This is a genomic window from Amycolatopsis sp. NPDC001319, assembly GCF_042896185.1.
GTDB lineage: Bacteria > Actinomycetota > Actinomycetes > Mycobacteriales > Pseudonocardiaceae > Amycolatopsis.
Genome location: NZ_JBIAWY010000002.1, coordinates 1 through 20,476, shown reverse-complemented (window position 1 = coordinate 20,476; position 20,476 = coordinate 1). Strand labels below are relative to the sequence as shown.

Below are 20,476 nucleotides of genomic sequence, written 5' to 3'. Positions count from 1 at the left end.
CGGGCCACGCACGGAGATCAGGCGGACGCGAGCGGTCGCCAGATGCCCGTCGCGGTGGTGCGGCCGGAGTCGTCGCGCGCCCGGGTCACGAGCGCGCCGTCCTCCCCCGCGACGGCCGAGACGACCAGGCCCTGGTGGTCGATCAAGGGCGAGACGAGGCGGTAGTCGAACTCCACCGCCGTCACCTCGGGCCGGCGTGCGCGCGCGGCCTCCGCCATGAGCAACGCCTGCAGCGGACCGTGCACGACCAGCCCGGCGTAACCCTCGACGTCGCGGGCGTAGTCGCGGTCGTAGTGGATGCGGTGGCCGTTGTAGGTGAGCGCCGAGTAGCGGAACAACAGCACCGGATCGACCACGATCCGGCGCTCCTTGCCCTCCGGCGGCACGACCTCGGCGGACTCGGGTGCGCCGGGCCCGGCCGCGGTCGCCGCGCGGTAGACGAGGTCCTGTTCCTCGTCGACGACCACGCGGCCGCCCTGGCTGATCTCGTGCGCGACGGTGACGAAGGTCAGCGGACCGGTGCTGCCCTGCTTGTCCACCGATCGGCGCACGAAAGTGCGGCGCGTCGCCTCCTCGCCGACGAGCAGCCGGTCGAGCCGGCGCACCCGCCCGCCGGCCCACATCCGGCGGCGGCCCGGTCCCGGCGGACGGGGCACGCCGGTGACCGGGTGGCCGTCGGGGCCCTGCGCGGAGCGCGGCGGGTGGTCCAGCAGGTACACCCAGTGCCACAGCGGTGGCAGTCCTGAGCCGGGCGCGGGCTCGGGAACCTCGATCAGGCCGGCCAGCGCGTGGGCGGGGCCGCCGGTGAGGACCTCGGTCCGCACCACGTGCTCGGCCGTTTCCCGTCCGGCAACGGTTTGCTCGTTCACCACGTCTCCTCCTGTCCGGCCCGCGCGCCGAGGAACTCGGCCCGCACGGCGTCGGTGTGTGCGCCCAATGCCGGCACCGGCCCCATCGCCGGCTCCCGGCCGGCCACGGTGACGGGCGGCAGCAGCGCGCGGATCGGCCCGTTCGGGGTGTCCACTTCGCGCCAGCGGCCGCGGGCCTCGTGCTGCGGGTGCTCGGCGAACTCGGCCGGTGTGCGCAGCCGCGCGTTGGCGATGCCGACCTCGTCCAGCAGCGCCACGAGCTCGTCCGCGGTCAGCTTCCCGAACGCGGCTTCGACGATCGGGGTCAGCTCGTCGTCGTGCGCCACCCGGTCGGGGTTGTGCGCGAACCGCGGGTCGCCGGTCAGGTCGGGACGGTTGAGCACGCGCTCGCACAGCACGGCCCACTCCCGGTCGTTCTGCAGGCCGAGGAACACCGTGCCGCCGTCGCCCGCCGGGTAGGGGCCGTAGGGCGCGATCGACGCGTGCCGCGCGCCGGTGCGCTCGGCCGCGCGCTGCCCGTACACCGAGTAGTAGTACGGCTGCGCGACCCACTCGCCGAGGGCGTCCAGCATCGCGATGTCCAGCGCGCTGCCTTCCCCGGTCCGCTCACGCTCGTACAGCGCGGTCAGCACCCCGCTGTAGGCGTACATGCCGGTGGCGACGTCGGCGATCGAGACGCCGACCTTCACCGGGGTGTCCGGCGTGCCCGTCACCGAGACCAGGCCGGTTTCGCACTGCACCAGCAGGTCGTAGGCCTTCTTCCGGCGGTACGGCCCGGCCGTGCCGTACCCGGAGATGGCGCAGGTGATCAGGCGCGGGTGGCGGGCGCGCACCGTCTCGGCGTCGAGGCCGAGACGGTCCACGGCACCGGGCGCGAGGTTGTGCAGGAACACGTCCGCCTTCGCGATCACGGCGTCCAGCAGCGCGCGATCGGCGGGCGCCTTGATGTCGAGCTCCACGCTCTCCTTGCCGCGGTTGAGCCAGACGAAGTAGCTGGCCTGGCCGTGCACGGTGCGGTCGTAGTCACGGGCGAAGTCGCCGGCGCCGGGCCGTTCCACTTTGATCACCCGGGCGCCGAGGTCGGCGAGCTGGCGCGTGGCGAACGGCGCGGCCACCGCCTGTTCCAGAGAGACCACGGTGACACCGGACAGCGGCAGGTTCTTCAGGTCCATTCAGGACACCTTTCGCACGACAGGGGCACCGGGCGTCCACTGTGGCCAGTCGAGCACGCCTCGGTGCAGGAATGAGCGGTAGTCGCGGCGCAAGCGGGCGGAGACCAGCTCGACCCCGTCGTCACCGTCGAACAGCCGGGCCGGCTCGGGACTCCGGTGGGTACCGAACAGCACCGGCACGTCGAGCGTGTGGGTGGCGCCGAGCCAGCCGTCCCACAGCGTCGCCGGCCGGCAGTATTGCGTGCGCCACACGGGCCCGGGCGCGGTGGCGGCCCACTCGTCGGCCGGTTCGTCGAACAGGGCCACGGTGGCCGCGGCGGCCACGGCCCAGCGTGAGCCGAGTGCTCGCTCGGGCGGCAGCGCCAGGGCCGCGGCCTCGTACCGGGCTGCGGCGTCGCCGGGGAGCAGCGCCTCGGCCAGGGTGCGCGCCTCGGCATCGGAGAGCTCGCGCGGGGAACGCTCGTCGAGCAGGAAGAACGTGCCCTCGTCACCGGTGGTGCCGAGCAGCGTCGGCAGCGCGCCGGGAGCGGGCAGGCCGCGCGCCAGTTCGCCCGCCGCGACCGGGCCGAACCGGTGCGCGGGGGCGATCGCGGCCGCGGCGGTGATCAGCGCGTCGTTGCCGACCTCGGCCAGCGCGCGCACCGGCACGCCCAGCCAGGCCGCCAGGCGCTCGACCCCGTCGGCGGCCGCGTCCGGCTCGGCCAGGCGGGGCAGGCCGCTGTGCAGGGCCAGTGCGGAGATCCGCTCCCCCGCGCCGGGCAGCGCGGACTGGATCGCGGCGCTCATCGCGCCAGCGGAGTCACCGGCCAGCGTGACCCGGCCGGGGTCACCGCCGAACGCGCTGATGTTGCGGCCCACCCACTCCAGCGCGGCCCGCTGGTCGAGCAGGCCGAGGTTCGCGTGGTCTCCGGTCAGGTCGGGATGCCACGCGAAACCGAGCGGGCCGAGCCGGTAGTTGACCGTGACGACGACCGCGTCGACGTCCTTGGCCAGCACCGCGCCGCGCAGGGCGGGCACGTCGCCCGAGCCGTTGGTGAAGCCGCCGCCGTGGAGCCACACCAGCACGGGCAACGCGCCCGGGCGAGCGCCCTCCGGTGCCCACACGTTCAGCACCAAGCAGTCGGCCCCGGACGGCACCGACCGCCCGAGGATCAGGCGGGCACGGAGACTCCCGGGCTGTGGAGCCGCCGCGCCGAACTGCACGGCCGGCCGCACACCCCGCCAGCGCCGCGCCGGCCCGGGCGGGCGGAACCGCGCCGCCCCGCTCGGCGGCGCGGCATACGGCACACCGAGAAACGCGGCGACCCCGTCCTCGGCCGTGCCTTCGAGCTCGCCCGACTCGACGTGTACGCGGCGCGCCGAGCCCGATGCGGAGCCGGCGGTCATTCGACCGGGAGGCCGAGGCGGCGGGCCGCCCTGTCCGCGGCCTCCCGGGCGGCCGGGGCGACGTGCCCCGTGATCGTGCGGGCGGTCGCGACGGCGGCGTCGCGACCGATGTCGCCGAAGATGATCTTCAGCTCGAGGTAGTTCACCGCGGACGCCTCGACCTGCGCCACGATCTCGTCGCGCACCGAGTCGGCGGTGCCGATGATGCCGTTGCCCTTGGCCAGCACGCGCTCCGTGCCGAACACGCCGTCGAGCCGGTGGTCGTCGTGTTCGTGCCACAGGTGCAGGAGGCGCTCCTCGTGCAGCTCATTGGCGCGGCCGAAGACGTCTTCCGCCTCGGCCCGGCTGCCGGCGACGACGACGGGGCCGGAGATGCCGAAGCGGGGCTGCCCGGTGATCGGGTTGAGGCGGCCTTCGTCGTGCCGGTGCTTCTCCCACGCGGTCCAGAAGGTGGTACCCACCTCGGCGACCGCGCCGTCCTCCCACCGGGTCACGAAGTTGATGCCGTTGGCGGCGGCCCACTCGGCGGTGACCGCGCTGCCGGAGGCGTACCACAGCTGCGGGTACGGGCGCTGGACCGGCAACACCGACAGCGCCGCGTCGTAGTCGCGCAGCAGCGTGCCCTGGTGCGTCATCCGGCCGGTGCGCAGTGCGTTCGTGACGGCGGTCAGCGTCTCCTGGTAGATCTCGCGCGCCTGGTCGCCCCGCACGCCCAGAATGCCGAGTTCCAGCGGGCTGATGCCGGAACCGACGCCGAAGTCCAGCCGGCCGTGGGTGAGCTGGTCCAGCGTCGCGATCTCCTCCGCCAGGCGGAACGGCTCGTAGGCGGGCAGCACGTTCACCAGTGTGCCGAGCCGCATCGTGCTCGTGAGCCGGCTCAGCGCCGCGACGAACAGGTTGGGCGACGGGCAGACGGACAACGGCGTGCCGTGGTGCTCGGTCACGTGGTAGTGGGCGAAGCCGAGCCGCTCGACCTCCTGAGCGAACCGCAGGCGATCGTCGAGCAGCTCGCCCACGCCGCCCCGGGCGAGGTCGAACGAATCGAAGATCCCGAATTCCAAAGCCATGCGACGACCTTTCCGCTTCTTCGCGTGCCGGTGGATGTCGGATCACTCTGGAGCACGGGAGGCGACCGGGTCGAGAGGATCTTTCCATCGCGCGGAAGCGGTGCGTGGACAGCGGAAACCGGTGTCCCTTCACTGGCTCCATGACGATGGACTACTCCTCGCTGTTCCTCGACGGGGCCTGGCTGGCTCCGCGTTCGGCCGAGCGCATCACGGTCCGCTCGGCCTCGACCGAAGAGGTTCTCGGGTCCGTGCCCGACGCAGGCGAGGCCGATGCCGACCGGGCGGTGTACGCGGCCCGGCGGGCGTTCGACGACCCGCTCGGCTGGTCCCGCTGGACCGGCCGGCAACGGGCCGAAGTGCTCGAGAAGCTGGCGGACGCCTTGGAAACGCGCCGGGACGAAATGGCGCGGCGCGTCAGCTCGCAGAACGGCATGCCCATCACGATGGCGGTGGCCGGAGAGGCGGACCTGCCGGTGCGGCTGCTGCGGCACTTCGCCGGCGTCGCCGCCGTCACGAACGTCGAGCACGCCCAGCCGAGCATGCGCGGCGGCACCACCTGGGTGCTCCACGAACCGCTCGGTGTGGTCGCCGCGATCACGCCCTGGAACGCGCCGCAGTCACTGGCGTCGTTCAAGTACGCGCCCGCGCTGGCGGCGGGCTGCACCGTGGTGATCAAGCCTTCGCCGGAAACCGTGCTGGACGCGAACCTCCTCGCCGAAGCGGCGGCCGACGCCGGACTACCGCCGGGGGTGCTGAACGTGCTCCCGGCCGGCCGTGACACAAGCCGGTACCTGGTCGCGCACCCCGAGGTGGACAAGATCGCGTTCACCGGGTCGACCGCGACCGGGCGCGCGATCGCCGAGGTCTGCGGGCGGCTGCTGCGCCCGGCCACGCTGGAGCTGGGCGGCAAGTCCGCCGCGGTGTTCCTCGACGACGTCGACCTCACCGCGCCCGGCCTGAACGTACGGCTCGCGTCCGCGCTGCTCGGCCACACCGGCCAGACGTGCTACCTCGGCACCCGCGTCCTCGTGCCGCGCGGCCGCCACGACGAGATCACCGAATACCTCGCCGCTTTCGTGTCATCGCTCGAGATCGGTGACCCGCTGGACCCCGCGACGCAGCTGGGTCCGCTCGTGACCGCGGCACACCGCGACCGCGTCGAGGGGTTCATCGAGCGCGGACGAGCCGACGGAGGCACCCTCGTGACCGGCGGCGGCCGACCGGCCGGGCAGCCCACCGGCTGGTACCTGGAGCCGACCGTGTTCACCGGGCTGGACCGCGACAGCGTGGTGGCCCGCGAGGAGATCTTCGGTCCCGTGCTGACCGTGCTGCCCTACGCGGACGACGACGATGCCGTCCGGATCGCGAACGACAGCCCGTATGGCCTCGGCGGCAGCGTGTGGACCGCCGATCCCGAACGCGGCCACGGCGTGGCCCGGCGCGTGCGAACCGGGACTATCGGGATCAACGGGTACCGCGTCGACCCGGGTGCGCCCTTCGGCGGGATGAAGGACAGCGGCCTGGGCCGCGAGCTGGGCCCGGCGGCCCTGGCCGGCTTCCAGGAGGTCAAGGCCGTCTACGGGTGAGCCGGCGGGCTCACCCGGCGTCGGCGATCGACCGGGAGATGGACGACGCGTACTGGCGCAGCGTCGGAACCAGGCGGGCGAGGTTGACGTCGGTCGCGGGCGCCAGGACCGTCAGCGCCATCGGCGTGCGGTCGATCCCGGTCGCGACGGGCACCGACAGCGAGGACTGCCCCGCCGTGCTCTCCGATCGGGACACGGCGAACCCCGCCTGCCGCGCGGCCTCCAGCTGCGCGAGCACGAGGCGCGGCACGACCTGCGTGTACGGGGTGCGCCGCTCCAGGCGCGTGCGCAGCGCCTCGGCCAGCACCGGCCGGTCCACAGTGGACATCAGCAGCTTGCCGGCGCTGGTCGCGAACAGCGGGATCTCGTCGCCGGCGTGCGCGAGATAGATGCTGTCGAGCTTGCCCCGGACGGTGTCGATGCACACCAGGCGGTCGCCGATCATGGTGCTGATCGCGACGGCGGCGCCGGTGCGTCCGGCGAGTTCGTTGGCGAACGGCAGCGCCGCGCGGCGCAGCTCCCGTTCCCAGGACGAGGAAGCGCCGAGGCGCCAGATCTTGTCACCCAGCCGGTAGCTGCCGGACTCGGTGCGTTCGACCCCGCCCCAGGCCACGAGCTCGCCCAGCAGCCGGTGCGTGGTCGAAACCGGCAGCTCGGCGCGGCGGGCCACCTGGCTGAGCGTGAGCGGCTCGGATCCGCCCAGCAGGTCCAGGATGCCGAACACGCGACCGACGTGGCTGCCGAGCTCGGCACCGGGCTTCCGCGCCATCACTCCTCCGGGTACTGGGGCTGCGGGACGACCACCGGCGGCGGAGCGCGCCCCGCGCACGTGTCGCCCATGTTAACCCGGAAGGCCCAACGCTTCCACGATCTTCCACGATACGGAAAGGCACCGCGTGGCGCAGTCGCGTCACCAGGTGTGCCGCTGGACCGCGGGCCCTGCCGGCACTCACCGGCGGGCCAGGATCGCCTGTGCCCGCCGCACCACCGGGCGGTCGATCATCTGTCCGTCGTACACCGCCACGGAACCGTCCCGGTCCGCCGCCAGCACCCCGCGAGCCCACTCGACTTCACGATCCGTCGGGCTGAAGCGCCGGTTCGACGGCTCCACCTGCCGTGGGTGGATGCACAGCTTCCCCGTGAAGCCCAGCAGCACCGCGTGGTCGAGGTCGGTGGTCAGCGCGCCCTCGTTGGCCAACGCGGTCGTGACGCCGTCGACCGGGGCACCGCGGCCGGCGACGGCGGCGGCCAGCACCACGGTGGACCGGGCGTAGCGCAGGGCCTCGTGCGAGCGGTGGTCGACGCCGAGCTGTGCGGCGAGGTCGACGCTGCCGAACGCCGGACGGACGACCGACGGACACGCGCACAGGGCGATCGCGTTCGCGATGCCCGCTGCGGTCTCCAGCAGCGGCACCACGCCGCTGCCCGCCGGCAGGGCGGCGGCGACCGCGGCGAGCGTGGCCGGGTCTTCCGCTTTCGGCACCAACACGCCCGCCGCGTGCGGGCCGACGGCCGCCAGATCGGCTTCATACCAGGAAGTCCCGGGCGCGTTCAGCCGGACGACCGCCCGGTGCCCCTCGGCCAGCCACGCCCGGGCGTTTTCCCGGGCTTCGGCCTTCTGCGCCGGCGCGACCGCGTCTTCCAGATCCACGACCACGACGTCCGCGCCGGCCGCGGCCGCCTTCGCGAACCGTTCCGGACGGTGCCCCGGCACGAACAGGAACGTCCTGGCGTGCCGGAGGTCGTCGCTCGCGGGTGACTCGTTCGTCGGCATTTTCCGTGCTGCTCCTCGGATGCGCGGTCAAACCGCCACGCGGTCGGCGACGCGGCGGAACCTGCTGCCGTGGAACAGCAGCGGTTCGACACCGTCGGGCTGGTGGATGTCCTCCACGAGCAGGAAGGCGACCTCGTGGTCACCGGCCGCCGTCAGGTCCGCGATCGAGCACGTGAGCGTGAGCGCGGAGCCACCGATGTGCACGGCCCCCTCCGGCGTGGCCGTCCAGTCGACCTCGGCGAAGCGCTCGCCCGGCCCGGCGAGCACGCGGCAGTACTCGGCGTGTTCCTCGGCCAGGACGCTGATGCCGAGGTGCGTGGCCTCGCGCAGCCGCGCCCACGTCCGTGACCGCGCGCCGAGTGCGACGCTGACGAGCGGCGGATCGAGGGAAACGGACGTGAACGAGCTCGCGGCGATGCCCGCGGGCGCGCCGTCGACGAACGCGCACACCGCGGTCACCCCGGACGGGAACGCCGCGAACGCGCGGCGGAGGTCCTGGTGTCCGGGGCCGGGGATCGGTGCCGATGCCTGTGTCATGTCTGATCACCTCGGGATCACGGGTTGTGGTGCTCGCCAGCTTCAGACGTCGTGCGCTGCCTTGTCGACGTTGCGCTTCCGCGGCGTGGAAACGCGGTGTTGCGACCGACGCCGCCGGGCTGAACGCTCGGTTCCGCCGCAAACCCGACCAGATCTGCCTCGGAGGTTCCTGACATGTCCCCCACCGCGCCGGTGCGGATCGGCCTAGCCCTGCCCCACGACGTCCCGGGCGATCGCCGGGCGCTGGTGACCGCCGCGCAGGACGCCGGGTACCGGTACCTCACGCTGGCCGACCACGTCGTCGGCGCGGACACCACGCACCGGCCCGGCTGGACCGGCCGCTACACCGCCGCGGACCCGTTTCGCGAGGTGTTCGTCCACTTGGGACACGTGTCGGCACTCACCACCTTGGAGCTGGTGCCCAGTGTGGTGGTCCTGCCCCAGCGCCAGACCGCGGTGGTGGCGAAGCAGACGGCGGAGCTGGCGCTGCTCAGCCGTGGCGGGGTGCGGCTGGGGGTCGGCGTCGGCTGGAACGCCGTGGAGTTCGAAGCCCTCGGCGCCACGTTCGGCACTCGCGCCGAGCGAATGGAGGAGCAGATCGCCGTGCTCAGGCTGTTGTGGTCGCGCCGCGCGGTGTCCTTCGACGGCCGCTACCACCGGCTGGACGCGGTCGGCGTCGCTCCGCTGCCTCCCGAGCCGATCCCCCTCTGGCTCGGCGGCGGGCTCGGCAAGACCGAGTGGGCGCGCGAACGAGTCCGCCGCCGCGTCGTGGCACTCGGCGACGGCTGGATCACCGCACCGCAACTGGCGCCGGAGCAGCTCGCTCCGGCCGTGTCCGCGCTGCGGGAGTGCGCCGAGCGGGCGGACCGTGATCCGGCTTCGCTGGGGATCCAGGCCACGCTCGTGGTCGGTGCCGGGGACGACGACGCGACGCTGCGGGCGAAGCTCGCGCACATCCGTGCGGCCGCGCCGACGCACCTGACGGTCGACTGCCGCGGGGCCGGCCGCTCGGCGGCCGAACACGTCGAGATCAGCACCGCCGCGGCAGCGCTGATCTCGAACGAGCTGTGAACCCCGCGGCACCGATTTCCATGGCGCGGAACGGTTTCGTTGCGGCCGCGGCGTGAGGCCGGGTAAGCCGACCTGACGCAGCCGGGCCGCCTCGTCGACTTGTCCGGCGGTGGTGACCGGCGAAGTTCACATGGAGGTCGAATGCATACTGCTGCAGAGGGTTTTCGGGACGCGGTCGCCGTGGTGACGGGCGGAGCGCGCGGGATCGGCCGAGCCTGCGCCCTCCGCCTGGCGGAGCTCGGCGCGCGCGTCGCCGTCGTCGACCGAGACTTGGCCGCGGCAGCCGAGTACGGCGAGAGCCTCACCGCGTCGTCGGTCGCGGAGGAGCTCATCGCCCGGGCCGGGGCCGGCCTGGCCCTGCAAGCCGACCTGGCTTCGCCGGAGCAGGCCGCCGACGCCGTCCACGCGGCGTCCGCGGAATGGGGGCGGGTGGACCTGCTCGTCACGACGGCGGGTGGCGCGATCACGCCGTACGACAGGAGCCGGGCCAGCGTCGTTCCGGACGAGGACCTGACCGCGCTGCTCGACGCGAACGTGCGCACGGCTGTCAACTGCTGCCGCGCGGCGGTGCCGTTGATGCGTTCAGCCGGCGGCGGCGCGATCGTGACGGTCGCGAGCGGCACCGCGCTCAGCGTCCGGGCCGGTGGCTACCTGGCCGGGTACGGGTCCGCCAAGGCGGCCATCGTGCAGTACACCCGCTATCTCGCGGCGGAGGTCGGGCCGGACGGGATCCGCGTCAACTGCGTGGCCCCGGGCGTGATCCGCACGGCGCGCGTCGTCGCGCAGTCGAGCCGCACGGGGATCGTCAGCGACGAGGCCGCCGCCACGATTCCGCTGGGCCGCCAAGGGGAGGCCTCGGACGTCGCCGACGCGGTCGAGTTCCTGTTGTCGCCCATGGCGTCCTACGTGACCGGACAGACGCTGGCCGTCAACGGCGGTGCGGTGATGCACTAGCGCGGCGCACACGGTCCGGGGCAGCCGTCCCGGACCGTGTGTCCACAAAGGATCGACAAGGGCCGGGGGCCGCGTCACGGCGGCCCCCGGGCGATGCGAGCGGACGGCGTTTCCGCGGCGCCCGCGCTAGCTCCGTGCCGCCTTCCGGGATTCCGCGACGCGCCGCAACTCGACGACGTCCCACCAGAAGGGCCGGATGTCGGTGATCTTGCCGTCCTCGATCCAGAAGAACTCCGCGAGGAGCATCGACCACCGCTTGCCCTCGCCGTCGAGTCCGGTCGGCTCGCACAGCGCGACGACGCGGTTCGGCCCGTCGGCGATGATCTCGTGGTACTTGATCCCGTCGGCGCCCAGGGTGCCGAAGATCTCCAGCCTCGCGGCGTTGGCGTCCTCCCCCGTCCAGGAGCCCGGAACCGGGAACCCGTCCGGCAGGGTCACCCGGTAGTTCCGGTCCCGCACCTCGAACAGGGCCTCGAGGTCGTCCCGGGCCGTCAGCTCGTAGGCCTGCTGCACGATGGCGCGATTGCGCTCCTCGACCGTGCGGTGCTCACTCATTTCGCTCTCCATTCCGGTGGTGGCGACGGGCGAAACCGCGCCGAAAAGTCTGTTGTGGACTGATTTCAGGCCGGCGCCGACCATCACGGCGACGGAGCGCGCGGTCGGTGCCGGCGGTGAACACCGACGCGTTCAGCCCGAGCAGGGGGAACCCATTCGCCGCCGATGAGGACGCGGTCCGGGTGGCGAAGCGGCGTCACCTTGTCGTGAGGGCTCATCGGGTCCCTCCGTGAGTTTTGTCGATCACCGTCCCGAAGGTAAAGCGGCGGGCGGCCTTCGCGCCGCGGGCGTTTCCACGTGGTGGAAAGGTCGGTGGATCGCGCGTCGGCCGGCGGCTCCGGATCGGGCCCCGGTGGGCGGGAAGCCCCGGTGAGAGCGTCAACCGCTCAGAAGACGGTGTGCCAGTCGTCGCGGATGCTGATGACGGTCCAGCCGTCGCGGCCGGCCTGTTCGAGTGCCTGTTCGGCGCCGGCGGTGTAGGCGAACTCGCGGTCGGGGTCGTCGTGGAGGACGAGGAGGCGCAGGGTCGGTTTACCGGTGTGGTGGGTGAAGCGGAGCATGGGGATGTCGCCGTTGGCGTTGCCCGCGGCCAGCAGGGGCCGGCGTCCGGTGCGGCTCCAGATGCGGACGGGCTTCTGCGGGCCGTCGTCGAGGTAGTCGAGGACGGGTTGGTGGCGGATGGTGCCGCCGTGCTCGTCGTCCTCGTAGGACAGGGTCGCGGTGCTGCCGATGACCTGCTCGCGCGGCACGCCGTAGACCGCCTGGCTGATGGGCCGCATGAAGTCGCGGCCGCCACCCGAGGCGATGTAGGTGCTGAAGCCGTTGTCGCGCAGGTGGGCCAGCAGTTCGACCATCGGCGCGTAGGCGCAGCGCGCGTACGACCTGCGCAACGTGGGGTGCTGCGTGGTGGTCAGGAACGCGTTCGCCTGGGCTTCGAAGTCCTCGACGCCGATGCCGGCGTACGCCTCGAGCACTCCGGCCGCGAGGGTGGGGAGCTGGGTGTCGTCCCCGGCGTAGTGCGCGGCGACCACCGCGCCGAACCACGCCAGGTCGTTGTCGTACGCAGCTTTCCAGGGCTGCCGCGAGCGCAGCTCGGGAGTCTCCCCCGCCATCGCGACGAGGCGGCGCAGGATGAAGTCCAGCTGGATCGGAACCGGTTTCTCGCACCACAGCGTGCCGTCGTTGTCGAAGGTCGCCACCCGTTCGTCGGCCGGCACGTCCGAGGCGTGCTCGACGAACTCGGTGATCGCCTTCTTCGCCGCGCCTTCACGCCAGGTGGTCAGCACCACGCAACCGTCCTTCCCGGGGTCAGGGCCGGACCACGCAGCGGAGACCGACGTGGCAGGTCGCGGTGTCGACCGGTTGCCCCGTGCGGGCGGCAGGCCGGTAGCGACGGCAGTAGTCCGGCGCGCACAGGTACGAGCCGCCCTTGATCACCTTGCGCGGAACGCGTTCACCCCGTGCGATGCTGCGGTCCCGGGGACTCGGGCCACAACAGGAGCCGGGTCGCTCGTCGTGGGCGGAGTACCAGTCCGCGGTCCACTCCCACACGTTGCCGATCATGTCGTGGAGGCCGTATCCGTTCGGCGGGTAGCGCCCGACCGGCGCGGTGCCCAGGTATCCGTCGGCGCCGGTATTCGTGTACGGGAACCGGCCTTGCCAGGTATTGGCCATCCACACGCCGCCGGGGGTGAGCTCGTCACCCCACGCGTAGCCGGTGCGGTCGAGCCCGCCCCGCGCGGCGAGCTCCCACTCCGCCTCGGTGGGGATGTCCTTGCCGGCCCAGTGCGCGTAGGCCTCGGCGTCCTCCCACGCCAGGTGCACCACGGGATGGTCGGGTCGCTTGCGGATCGAGCTGCCCGGGCCGGACGGGTGGCGCCAGTCCGCACCGGGCACGGAGCTCCACCAGTTGTAGGCGTTGCGCAGGTCGACCTCGTGCCGCGGTGCGACGAACACCGACGACGCCGGCACGAGAAGCTCAGGCGCCGCATCCGGGTAGTCCGCCGGATCGGGTGCCCGCTCGGCGAGCGTGACGTGGCCCGTGGCGCGGACGAAGCGCTCGAAGTCACGGTTGCGCACCGCGGTGGGCTCGATCCAGAACGCGCCGACCGTCACGTCGTGGACCGGGCCTTCCTCCGGGTAGTGCTCGTCGGAGCCCATCGCGAACGTGCGGCCGGCGATCCACACCATTCCCGTCGTCGGGTCCGGGTTCGCGGCCACGGCCGGCCGACGGCCCTGCCCCGTGTGCGCCGTGGCCATCCGGTGTCCCCTGTCTGCTGTGCGCGACGTCGCCACACATTCGCAGCGGGCCCGATCGCGCTTCATCACCCGTGCCGGGTGACCTGCGCCGGACGATCCCCACGACGGAACGGCGCGAGCCCGACCCCTGCGGTGTTCACCTGGTGCAGGTGAAGCCGGGCGCCGCCGCACGCGGTCGGATGGGGTGGTCGAGGCCGCCTTCACCCGGGGGATCCGAGGAGTGACATGAGCAACTCGTTCCAGGGCAAGATCAACGTCGACATCCGCGACTCGGTGCCCGACTGGGCACCCTTCGAACCGGCACAGGCGGCCGAGGGTGCCCCGAACGTGGTGTACCTGGTTCTCGACGACGTCGGGTACTCCGCGATGAGCTGTTACGGCGGCGTCATCGAGACCCCCAACATCGATCGCATCGCGGCCGACGGCGTGCGGTTCACGCAGTGGCACACCACCGCGCTGTGCTCACCGACCCGGTCCTGCCTGCTCACCGGGCGCAACCACACCCGCAACGCGATGGCGTGCATCACCGAGGCGGCGATCGGTTTCCCGAATGCCAACGGCACGATCCCGCCGGAGAACGGCATGATCTCCGAGATCCTCGAGGAGCGGGGCTGGAACACCTACATCGTCGGCAAGTGGCACCTGTGCCCGACCGACGAGATGAACCTCGCCGCGACGCGCCGCAACTGGCCGACCGGGCGCGGGTTCCAGCGGTTCTACGGCTTCCTCGGCGCCGAGACGAACCAGTGGTACCCCGACCTCGTGTACGACAACCACCCCGTGGACCAGCCGAAGACCCCGGAGGAGGGCTACCACTTCACCGACGACATCACCGACAAGGCGATCGAGTTCATCAAGGACGCCAAGGCGATCGCGCCGGACAAGCCGTTTTTCCTCTACTACGCGCCGGGCGCGTGCCACGCGCCGCACCACGCACCGCGGGAGTGGATCGAACGATTCGCCGGCCGCTTCGACCTGGGCTACGACGCGCTGCGCGAAACCGTGCTGGCGCGGCAGAAAGAACTCGGCATCGTGCCGGCCGACACCGAACTCCCGCCGATCAACCCGATCGGCACTCCCCAGACCCGCCAGGGCCCGGACGGGCAGCCCTTCCCGCCGCTGGACTACACGAAGCCGTGGGACTCCTTGTCCGACCGGGAGAAGCGGCTCTTCGCGCGCATGGCCGAGGTCTACGCCGGCTTCCTCGCCCACGCCGACCACCACATCGGCCGGCTGCTCGACCACCTGGAAGAGACCGGGCAACGGGACAACACGCTCGTCATCCTGGTCTCCGACAACGGCGCCAGCGGCGAGGGCGGCCCCGACGGTTCGGTGAACGAGAACAAACTGTTCAACGGCATCCCCGACGACCTCGACGAGAACCTCGCGATGCTCGACGAGCTGGGCGGTCCGAAGACCTACAACCACTACGCGAACGGCTGGGCGATGGCCTTCAACACGCCGTTCAAGATGTGGAAGCGCTACGAGTTCAACGGCGGCACCGCCGACCCGTGCATCATCTCCTGGCCCGCGGTTCTCGGGCACGGCGGCGAGATCCGCCACCAGTACCACCACGCGATCGACCTCGTGCCCACGATGCTCGACTGCCTGGACGTGCAGGTGCCGGAGGCGATCAAAGGACACGCGCAGAGCCCGCTCGACGGGGTGAGCATGCGCTACAGCTTCGCGGATCCCTCGGCGCCGTCGGCCAGATCCACCCAGTTCTACTCGATGCTCGGCTCGCGCGGGATCTGGCACGAGGGCTGGAAGGCCGTGACGACACACCCGACGATCAGCGGCTGGAGCCACTTCGACGACGACGTGTGGCAGCTCTACCACACCGACGTCGACCGCTCCGAGGTGCACGACCTCGCGGCCGAACGGCCCGAGAAGCTCGAGGAGCTGATCCGGCTCTGGTTCGCGGAGGCCGACGCCAACGGCGCGTTCCCGCTCGACGACCGGTCACCACTGGAAATCCTCAACACGCCGCGGCCGCAGCTGTCCGCGGCCCGCAACCGGTACGTCTACTACGCCGACGTCGCCGACGTTCCCGAACAACAGGCGGTCAACATCCGCAACCGGTCCTACTCGATCGGGTCCCTTGTGGACATCCCCGGCAAGGGCGCCGAGGGCGTGCTGTTCGCCCACGGCGCGCGGTTCGGCGGACACGCGCTCTACGTCAAGGACAACCGCCTGCACTACGTCTACAACTTCGTCGGCATGCTGGAGCAGAAGATCGACGGGACCGAGGACCTGCCGACGGGTGAGAACCTGATCCTCGCGGCCTCGTTCGACAAGGACGGTGAGGACCCGCCCGGCATCGCCACCGGAACCCTGTCGCTCTACCACGGCGACCAGAAGGTCGGCGAAGGCCGCATCAAGACACAACCCGGCGCGTTCGAACTCGCCGGCGAGGGCCTGTGCGTCGGCCGCGACAGCGGGGCCGCCGTCACCGACGACTACCGGGGACAGCGCCCCCACCGGTTCACCGGCGGCACCATCAAACGGGTCGTGATCGACGTCAGCGGCGAACCCTACGTCGACCAGGAGCGCGAGGCCGAGGCGATGCTCATGCGCGAGTAGCCGCACGCCGGTCTGCCGTCGGCACCTCCCCCGGGTCGCCGCCGGCCGGCCGGCCCGAGGAGGTGCCGACGGCGATGTTGTCCGAAGCTGTTCCCGCCGCGTTCGGTGCGGCGATCTACCCGCCCGCCTTGCTGTTCATGGCGTTCCTGCTGGTCAATCCGCAACCCAGGAAGCGGGCGCTGATCTTCCTGGCCGGCGCCGTGTTCATCACCCTCGGCTTCGGCTTCCTCTCGGTGCTGGTGCTGCAGAGCAGCGGAGCCGAGAGCCCCCAGCACCACACCGTGCCGGCCTGGATCGACCTCACCATCGGCGTGGTGCTGGTGGCCTTCGCCCTGGTGGTCTGGTTCCGGCCGCCGCGCGGACCCAAGGCCGCCAAGAAGCGCCGCGAGCTCGGCGTGATCGGGTTGCTGGGCGTCGGGATACTGATGTACACGCCGACGGCGCTGTACCTGGCCTCGCTGCACGCGATCGCCAAGGCGCACGCCAGCCTGCTGGTGACGGCGCTGAGCATCATCCTCGTCGCCGTGATCTACATGCTGCTGATCGAGATACCGATCATCGCCCACGCCATCTGGCCGGAGACGACGATCCGCTGGGTCACCGCCGTGAACGCGTGGCTGGGACGACACGGCCGGACCATCATCGTCGTCGTGGCGGCCGGCTTCGGCATCTTCCTCATCGGCTCGGGCATCGCCCACCTCGTGTGATCCACACCGCCGGGACGAACCGGGGAACACCGGGTGCCGAAGCTAACCGCCGTGCTCTCCGGCGAGGGCCCGGTACGCCGGGCGGAGCAGCTCGGTGACGTCTTCACCGCCCACCGTGATCGCGAACGGCGGGGCCTGGCCGAGCAGCGCGTCGAACTGCGCTCGCGGCCCGGGCAACGGCGCCGCGCCGCCCAGGCCCGGGGCCTGACCGCAGTCGAAGAAGGAGTCCATGACCTCGGTCAGGGCCGGAGACCGGTCGTCCGGATCGAGCGGCTCCGCGGAGATGAGCCGGTTCTTCAGCTCTTCGAGCAGCGTTTCGCGGTCCCGGCCGCGCAACGCGAGGACGGTGAACGGATCGTCGCCGACCTGCGCCACGAGCGCCGAGAACACCGCGTTGAGGTGGCCGCACGGCACCTCGACGTCCGGGCAGGTGCAGTCCAGTGACACCTCCCGCGCCGACGACGGGAACAAGGGCAGCCGCAGCGCGGTGAAGATCTGTTCGACGTCACTGGGCAGCTCGCCGCTGAGCAGCTGGACCGTGGCCGACGCTTTCGCGGCGAGGGCATGGGTGATCGCCGCCCAGTCCGTTTTCCCGAACGCCGTGAGCCCGATCCGCACCTGCTGGGGGCGGCCGTCCTGCACCGTGGCGTCGACGCGCCCGGCACCGACCTCCAGCGACACGACGCGCCCCTGGCCGCGCGCCGGCAGGAGAACGCCGATCGCCGTCAACGCCCGGATGAACCGGGTCGCCCACCACGGGAGTGGCTCAGTCATCGATCGCGTCCTCCCCCAGCGTGAGCACTCCGCGCAGCGCGTCCGTCGACAGCTCCGTGAGCCAGCTTTCGCCCTCGCCCACGACCATGCCCGCGAGCGCGCGCTTCTTCGTGATCAAGGTGTCGATGCGGTCCTCGATGGTGCCCGGGCAGACGAACTTCCGCACCTGGACGTTGCGGCCCTGCCCGATCCGGAACGCCCGGTCGGTGGCCTGGTTCTCCACGGCCGGGTTCCACCAGCGGTCCAGGTGCAGGACCTGGCCGGCGGCGGTCAGCGTGAGCCCGGAACCGCCTGCCTTGAGCGAGAGCAAGAGGATCCGCGGCCCATCTGTGGACTGGAAGCGTTCCACGATCGCGTCTCGCGCCCCTTTTGCCAGGCTGCCGTGCAAAAACGCGACTTCGACGCCGAGCCGCTCCGACAGATGGGGCACGAGCATATGACCGAATTCGGTGTACTGCGTGAAGCACAGCACCCGATCGCCCGATGCCAGGATTTCCGCCAGGATCTCTTCGAGGCGGGCGACCTTGCCGGAGCGGTGCCCGATCGGGGAGCCGTCGTGCAGCAGGTGCGCGGGGTGGTTGCAGACCTGCTTGAGTTTCGTGATCGCGGCGAGGATGTGGCCGCGGCGCTTGATGCCCCGGCTGTTCTCGATCTTCTTCATCATCTCGTCGACGATCGCGCTGTACAGCGTGCCCTGTTCGCGGGTGAGCCGGTATTCCTGCCTGATTTCGATCTTTTCCGGGAGCTCGGGGACGATCGCGGGGTCCGTCTTCACCCGGCGCAGCAGGTACGGCTGGGTGAGCCGGCGCAGAGCGGCGGCCGTGGCGGTGTCGCCCCGCCGCTCGATCGGGACCGCGAACCGCTGCCGGAACTCGAACCTGCTGCCGAGCAGCCCGGGGTTGAGCAGGTCCAGCACCGACCACAGGTCCGCCAGCCGGTTTTCCACCGGGGTGCCGGTCAGCGCGAGCCGGTGCCCGGCCGCGAACCGGCGCACCACCTTGGCCGTCGCGGTGTCGGCGTTCTTGATGGCGTGCGCTTCGTCGAGCACCAGGCGCCGCCAGGTGAACGTCTCGAGTTCGTCGGCGTCGCGGGCGGCGGTGGCGTAGGTCGTGACGACGAGGTCGGCCGCGGCGACCTGCTCGGCGAGCGCGTCCCCGTGTGCGCGGGCGCTGCCGTGGTGGGCGTGGACACGCAGCCCCGGGGCGAAGTTCGCCGCCTCCCGCTGCCACATCCCGACCAGCGACATCGGGCACAGCACCAGCGTCGGCCCGTGGTCGTGGCCGGCGCGCTCGACGGCCTCGAAGGCCAGCGTCTGGACGGTTTTGCCGAGACCCATGTCGTCGGCCAGGCACGCGCCGAGCCCCAGCGCCGACATGAACACCAGCCAGGCGACACCCCGCTGCTGGTAGGGGCGCAGGGTGGCGCGGAACGACGGCGGCAGCTCGACCGGCTGGAGTGTCCGGTGGACCCGTCCGGCCAGGACGTCCCCGACCCAGCCGTCGGCGCTGACGTCGGTGACCGGCAGCGGCGTCTCCTGCCCGAGGTGGACGAGCTCCAGCAGCTCGGCGGCGGTGATGCCCCGGATCTGCCGGTGCGGGTCGCGGCGCAGGTACTCGAGACCGGCGCGCAGCCGGTCGGCGTCGACGCTGATCCACCTGCCCCGCAGCCGCACCAGCGAGGTCTTCGCCGCGACGAGCCGGGCCAGCTCCTCTTCGCCGATTTCGTCGTCGCCCACCGCGATCGACCAGCGGAACCCGGCCAGCTCGTCGCGGCCCACCCGGCTGCGGGCGACGACCTGTTCCGAGGGAGCGCTGCGGACGGACAGCCGCAGCGCGAGCCGGCGCCGGCCGTCCCAGGTGGCCGGAAGCTGCACTTCGAACCCGGCCTCGACCAGCCGGGTCGCACCCGAGGTGAGGAACAGTTCGGCTTCCTCGAAGGTCAGGTCGTACTCGGCCGGCCGGTCCCGGCGCAGGGCCGGCGCCAGCATCGGTTCCACCAGCGCGGCCCGGCCCAGTTCGGCGACCAGCAGCCCCTCGGGATCCCGGACCAGCCCGATCGCCCGGCCCGACCAGATCTGCTCCGCCGGCAGCAGCAAGCTCGGATCGGCCGTCGCCCGCAGGAGGAACTGCAGCTGCCACTTGGTGCCGTCGCCGGTCTGGTCGTCGGGATCGTCCGCGTCCTGCGGACGCAGGGTGCCGACTTCGGCCAGCCGGAAACACGCCCGGCCGTCGACGACGTCGGTATCGGCGACCTCGTCCCACTTCGCGACCGCGTCGGCCAGGACACCGAGCTCACCCAGCGGCAGCTCGACGCGGGCGACGCCGCCCTGCAAAGCGGACAGCCACACCCCGGCCGGGCCCCGGCCCGCGCGCAGGTCGACGGGCGGATCCGCCCGCGCCAGCCGGTCCCGGACCGCCGCGTCGACCAGGGTGTGGAGGGCATCGGTGACGAGTGCGCGAGGCGAGGCCCCGGTGAGCGGCGCGATCTGCTCGGCCCGCCCGACCGGTGGCATGGCCGCGACCAGCGCCTCGAACGCGACGAAATCCACGCCCTGGAGCACCGGGCGCCACCGCGCCTCGGCCACATCGCCCTGGCGGACCAGCGTCGGCAGAACCCGCCCGCGCCGCACCAGATCCGCGGCCAGGCGGGCCACCGCCCGCAAGTAGGTGACCGAAGAGCCGTACGAAGCCGAGTCGTCGAGGTCGTCCAGTTCGGTCGCGTCCACGATCAACGCCGGCACCGACCACGGCCGCAGCGACGGTGCCGGCCCACGCCGCTTGCCACCCGCCGCCGCCTCGGAGGAGGCGAGCGGCCGGTTCGCCCGCGACGGCAGCAGCAACGTCACCGACGTGGGCTTTCCGGGATGCAGAGCGGTCAGCTTCGTGCTGGAGACGGCGAACGGATGCGGAAGCGCGATCCGCGCCGAACGGCTCGACGTGCCGGCCGGGCCTCGGTCGTGCTCCGCCCAGAGCAGCAGACCCCGGCCCGGAGACCACAGAGCGTGCACCAAGGGCAAGGTCTGTGGCTCCTTCGTCCGATCTGCGTTCCCCGCAGATCGTCGCACGGCAGGGCCAGGTTGCGGCTAGTTGTATTCGGCCGTCAGGTTGGTGGCAGTCGACTGGTGGGTGGATGCCCGCCGAGTGCGCTGTGGCGGCGTTGAGTGTTGTAGTGCTGGAGCCAGG

Annotated in this window: 18 protein-coding genes; 5 read left to right on the top strand and 13 right to left on the bottom strand. The window is 72.1% G+C overall.

Features of this window, described 5'->3' with window-relative positions; all coding sequences use genetic code 11:
* Positions 1-17: 17 nt before the first annotated feature.
* From ACFY1H_RS05730 to ACFY1H_RS05715, 4 genes are read right to left on the bottom strand one after another with little or no spacing between them, the layout of a single operon-like run.
* Positions 18-869 carry a MaoC family dehydratase N-terminal domain-containing protein gene (locus ACFY1H_RS05730; protein ID WP_386944899.1) on the bottom strand — a complete coding sequence of 284 codons (852 nt, stop codon included), beginning with the start codon at positions 867-869 and terminating at the stop codon, positions 18-20.
* A complete protein-coding gene (locus tag ACFY1H_RS05725) occupies positions 866-2,041 on the bottom strand; it encodes a CaiB/BaiF CoA transferase family protein (RefSeq protein ID WP_386944897.1) in 1,176 nt (391 codons plus the stop codon). The genes ACFY1H_RS05730 and ACFY1H_RS05725 overlap by 4 nt, the downstream gene beginning before the upstream one ends.
* Positions 2,042-3,427: a carboxylesterase family protein gene (locus ACFY1H_RS05720; RefSeq protein WP_386944895.1), complete on the bottom strand. Its 1,386-nt coding sequence runs from the start codon at positions 3,425-3,427 to the stop codon at positions 2,042-2,044.
* Positions 3,424-4,494 carry an LLM class flavin-dependent oxidoreductase gene (locus tag ACFY1H_RS05715; RefSeq protein WP_386944894.1) on the bottom strand — a complete coding sequence of 357 codons (1,071 nt, stop codon included), beginning with the start codon at positions 4,492-4,494 and terminating at the stop codon, positions 3,424-3,426. The genes ACFY1H_RS05720 and ACFY1H_RS05715 overlap by 4 nt, the downstream gene beginning before the upstream one ends.
* Before the next feature lie 140 nt (positions 4,495-4,634).
* Between ACFY1H_RS05715 and ACFY1H_RS05710 the strand changes: the two genes are divergently transcribed.
* Positions 4,635-6,080, top strand: coding sequence for an aldehyde dehydrogenase (locus tag ACFY1H_RS05710; protein WP_386944892.1), 1,446 nt, complete (start codon positions 4,635-4,637; stop codon positions 6,078-6,080).
* A gap of 10 nt (positions 6,081-6,090) precedes the next feature.
* Here ACFY1H_RS05710 and ACFY1H_RS05705 read toward each other — a convergent pair whose 3' ends face one another.
* From ACFY1H_RS05705 to ACFY1H_RS05695, 3 genes are all read right to left on the bottom strand, one after another.
* Positions 6,091-6,849 (bottom strand): IclR family transcriptional regulator, encoded by a 759-nt coding sequence (locus tag ACFY1H_RS05705; protein WP_366588908.1) that lies wholly within the window; start codon positions 6,847-6,849, stop codon positions 6,091-6,093.
* 180 nt (positions 6,850-7,029) lie between these two features.
* Positions 7,030-7,854, bottom strand: a complete 825-nt coding sequence (locus ACFY1H_RS05700; protein ID WP_366588906.1) for a CoA ester lyase — start codon at positions 7,852-7,854, stop codon at positions 7,030-7,032.
* A 27-nt stretch (positions 7,855-7,881) separates the two neighbouring features.
* Positions 7,882-8,391 (bottom strand): flavin reductase family protein, encoded by a 510-nt coding sequence (locus ACFY1H_RS05695; RefSeq protein WP_366588903.1) that lies wholly within the window; start codon positions 8,389-8,391, stop codon positions 7,882-7,884.
* Positions 8,392-8,565: 174 nt separating this feature from the next.
* Between ACFY1H_RS05695 and ACFY1H_RS05690 the strand changes: the two genes are divergently transcribed.
* Complete coding sequence (locus tag ACFY1H_RS05690; protein ID WP_366588901.1) at positions 8,566-9,462, top strand: TIGR03619 family F420-dependent LLM class oxidoreductase; 897 nt, start codon at positions 8,566-8,568, stop codon at positions 9,460-9,462.
* Positions 9,463-9,603: 141 nt separating this feature from the next.
* Entirely contained in the window at positions 9,604-10,416 is an 813-nt protein-coding gene (locus ACFY1H_RS05685; protein ID WP_366588898.1) for an SDR family NAD(P)-dependent oxidoreductase, read from the top strand.
* A 126-nt stretch (positions 10,417-10,542) separates the two neighbouring features.
* Here ACFY1H_RS05685 and ACFY1H_RS05680 read toward each other — a convergent pair whose 3' ends face one another.
* The 3 genes from ACFY1H_RS05680 to ACFY1H_RS05670 form a co-directional block, all read right to left on the bottom strand.
* The gene (locus ACFY1H_RS05680) at positions 10,543-10,971 is read right to left on the bottom strand and encodes a nuclear transport factor 2 family protein (RefSeq protein WP_366588896.1); all 429 of its coding nucleotides are present in this window, start codon (positions 10,969-10,971) and stop codon (positions 10,543-10,545) included.
* Positions 10,972-11,357: 386 nt separating this feature from the next.
* On the bottom strand, positions 11,358-12,260 hold the full coding sequence (locus ACFY1H_RS05675; protein ID WP_386944889.1) for an HAD family hydrolase: 903 nt from the start codon (positions 12,258-12,260) through the stop codon (positions 11,358-11,360).
* 19 nt (positions 12,261-12,279) lie between these two features.
* Complete coding sequence (locus tag ACFY1H_RS05670) at positions 12,280-13,230, bottom strand: formylglycine-generating enzyme family protein (protein WP_386944887.1); 951 nt, start codon at positions 13,228-13,230, stop codon at positions 12,280-12,282.
* 225 nt (positions 13,231-13,455) lie between these two features.
* Between ACFY1H_RS05670 and ACFY1H_RS05665 the strand changes: the two genes are divergently transcribed.
* Together ACFY1H_RS05665 and ACFY1H_RS05660 are read left to right on the top strand one after the other, a co-directional pair.
* Complete coding sequence (locus ACFY1H_RS05665; protein WP_386944885.1) at positions 13,456-15,813, top strand: arylsulfatase; 2,358 nt, start codon at positions 13,456-13,458, stop codon at positions 15,811-15,813.
* 74 nt (positions 15,814-15,887) lie between these two features.
* A complete protein-coding gene (locus ACFY1H_RS05660; protein ID WP_386944884.1) occupies positions 15,888-16,520 on the top strand; it encodes a GAP family protein in 633 nt (210 codons plus the stop codon).
* A 42-nt stretch (positions 16,521-16,562) separates the two neighbouring features.
* Here ACFY1H_RS05660 and ACFY1H_RS05655 read toward each other — a convergent pair whose 3' ends face one another.
* The 3 genes from ACFY1H_RS05655 to ACFY1H_RS05645 form a co-directional block, all read right to left on the bottom strand.
* Positions 16,563-17,294, bottom strand: coding sequence for a hypothetical protein (locus tag ACFY1H_RS05655; protein ID WP_386944882.1), 732 nt, complete (start codon positions 17,292-17,294; stop codon positions 16,563-16,565).
* On the bottom strand, positions 17,287-20,310 hold the full coding sequence (locus tag ACFY1H_RS05650) for a DEAD/DEAH box helicase (RefSeq protein WP_386944881.1): 3,024 nt from the start codon (positions 20,308-20,310) through the stop codon (positions 17,287-17,289). Before ACFY1H_RS05650 ends, ACFY1H_RS05655 begins: the two co-directional genes overlap by 8 nt.
* A gap of 83 nt (positions 20,311-20,393) precedes the next feature.
* Positions 20,394-20,476: integrase core domain-containing protein (locus tag ACFY1H_RS05645; RefSeq protein WP_386945928.1), on the bottom strand; the 83-nt coding region annotated here is incomplete at its 5' end.

What these genes read in the sequence shown, in the direction of transcription:
- ACFY1H_RS05725 (WP_386944897.1), bottom strand. Translation starts at nt 2,041, where the DNA reads ATGGACCTGAAGAACCTGCCGCTGTCCGGTGTCACCGTGGTCTCTCTG.
- ACFY1H_RS05720 (WP_386944895.1), bottom strand. Translation starts at nt 3,427, where the DNA reads ATGACCGCCGGCTCCGCATCGGGCTCGGCGCGCCGCGTACACGTCGAG.
- ACFY1H_RS05715 (WP_386944894.1), bottom strand. Translation starts at nt 4,494, where the DNA reads ATGGCTTTGGAATTCGGGATCTTCGATTCGTTCGACCTCGCCCGGGGC.
- ACFY1H_RS05710 (WP_386944892.1), top strand. Translation starts at nt 4,635, where the DNA reads ATGACGATGGACTACTCCTCGCTGTTCCTCGACGGGGCCTGGCTGGCT.
- ACFY1H_RS05705 (WP_366588908.1), bottom strand. Translation starts at nt 6,849, where the DNA reads ATGGCGCGGAAGCCCGGTGCCGAGCTCGGCAGCCACGTCGGTCGCGTG.
- ACFY1H_RS05700 (WP_366588906.1), bottom strand. Translation starts at nt 7,854, where the DNA reads ATGCCGACGAACGAGTCACCCGCGAGCGACGACCTCCGGCACGCCAGG.
- ACFY1H_RS05695 (WP_366588903.1), bottom strand. Translation starts at nt 8,391, where the DNA reads ATGACACAGGCATCGGCACCGATCCCCGGCCCCGGACACCAGGACCTC.
- ACFY1H_RS05690 (WP_366588901.1), top strand. Translation starts at nt 8,566, where the DNA reads ATGTCCCCCACCGCGCCGGTGCGGATCGGCCTAGCCCTGCCCCACGAC.
- ACFY1H_RS05685 (WP_366588898.1), top strand. Translation starts at nt 9,604, where the DNA reads ATGCATACTGCTGCAGAGGGTTTTCGGGACGCGGTCGCCGTGGTGACG.
- ACFY1H_RS05680 (WP_366588896.1), bottom strand. Translation starts at nt 10,971, where the DNA reads ATGAGTGAGCACCGCACGGTCGAGGAGCGCAATCGCGCCATCGTGCAG.
- ACFY1H_RS05670 (WP_386944887.1), bottom strand. Translation starts at nt 13,230, where the DNA reads ATGGCCACGGCGCACACGGGGCAGGGCCGTCGGCCGGCCGTGGCCGCG.
- ACFY1H_RS05665 (WP_386944885.1), top strand. Translation starts at nt 13,456, where the DNA reads ATGAGCAACTCGTTCCAGGGCAAGATCAACGTCGACATCCGCGACTCG.
- ACFY1H_RS05660 (WP_386944884.1), top strand. Translation starts at nt 15,888, where the DNA reads ATGTTGTCCGAAGCTGTTCCCGCCGCGTTCGGTGCGGCGATCTACCCG.
- ACFY1H_RS05655 (WP_386944882.1), bottom strand. Translation starts at nt 17,294, where the DNA reads ATGACTGAGCCACTCCCGTGGTGGGCGACCCGGTTCATCCGGGCGTTG.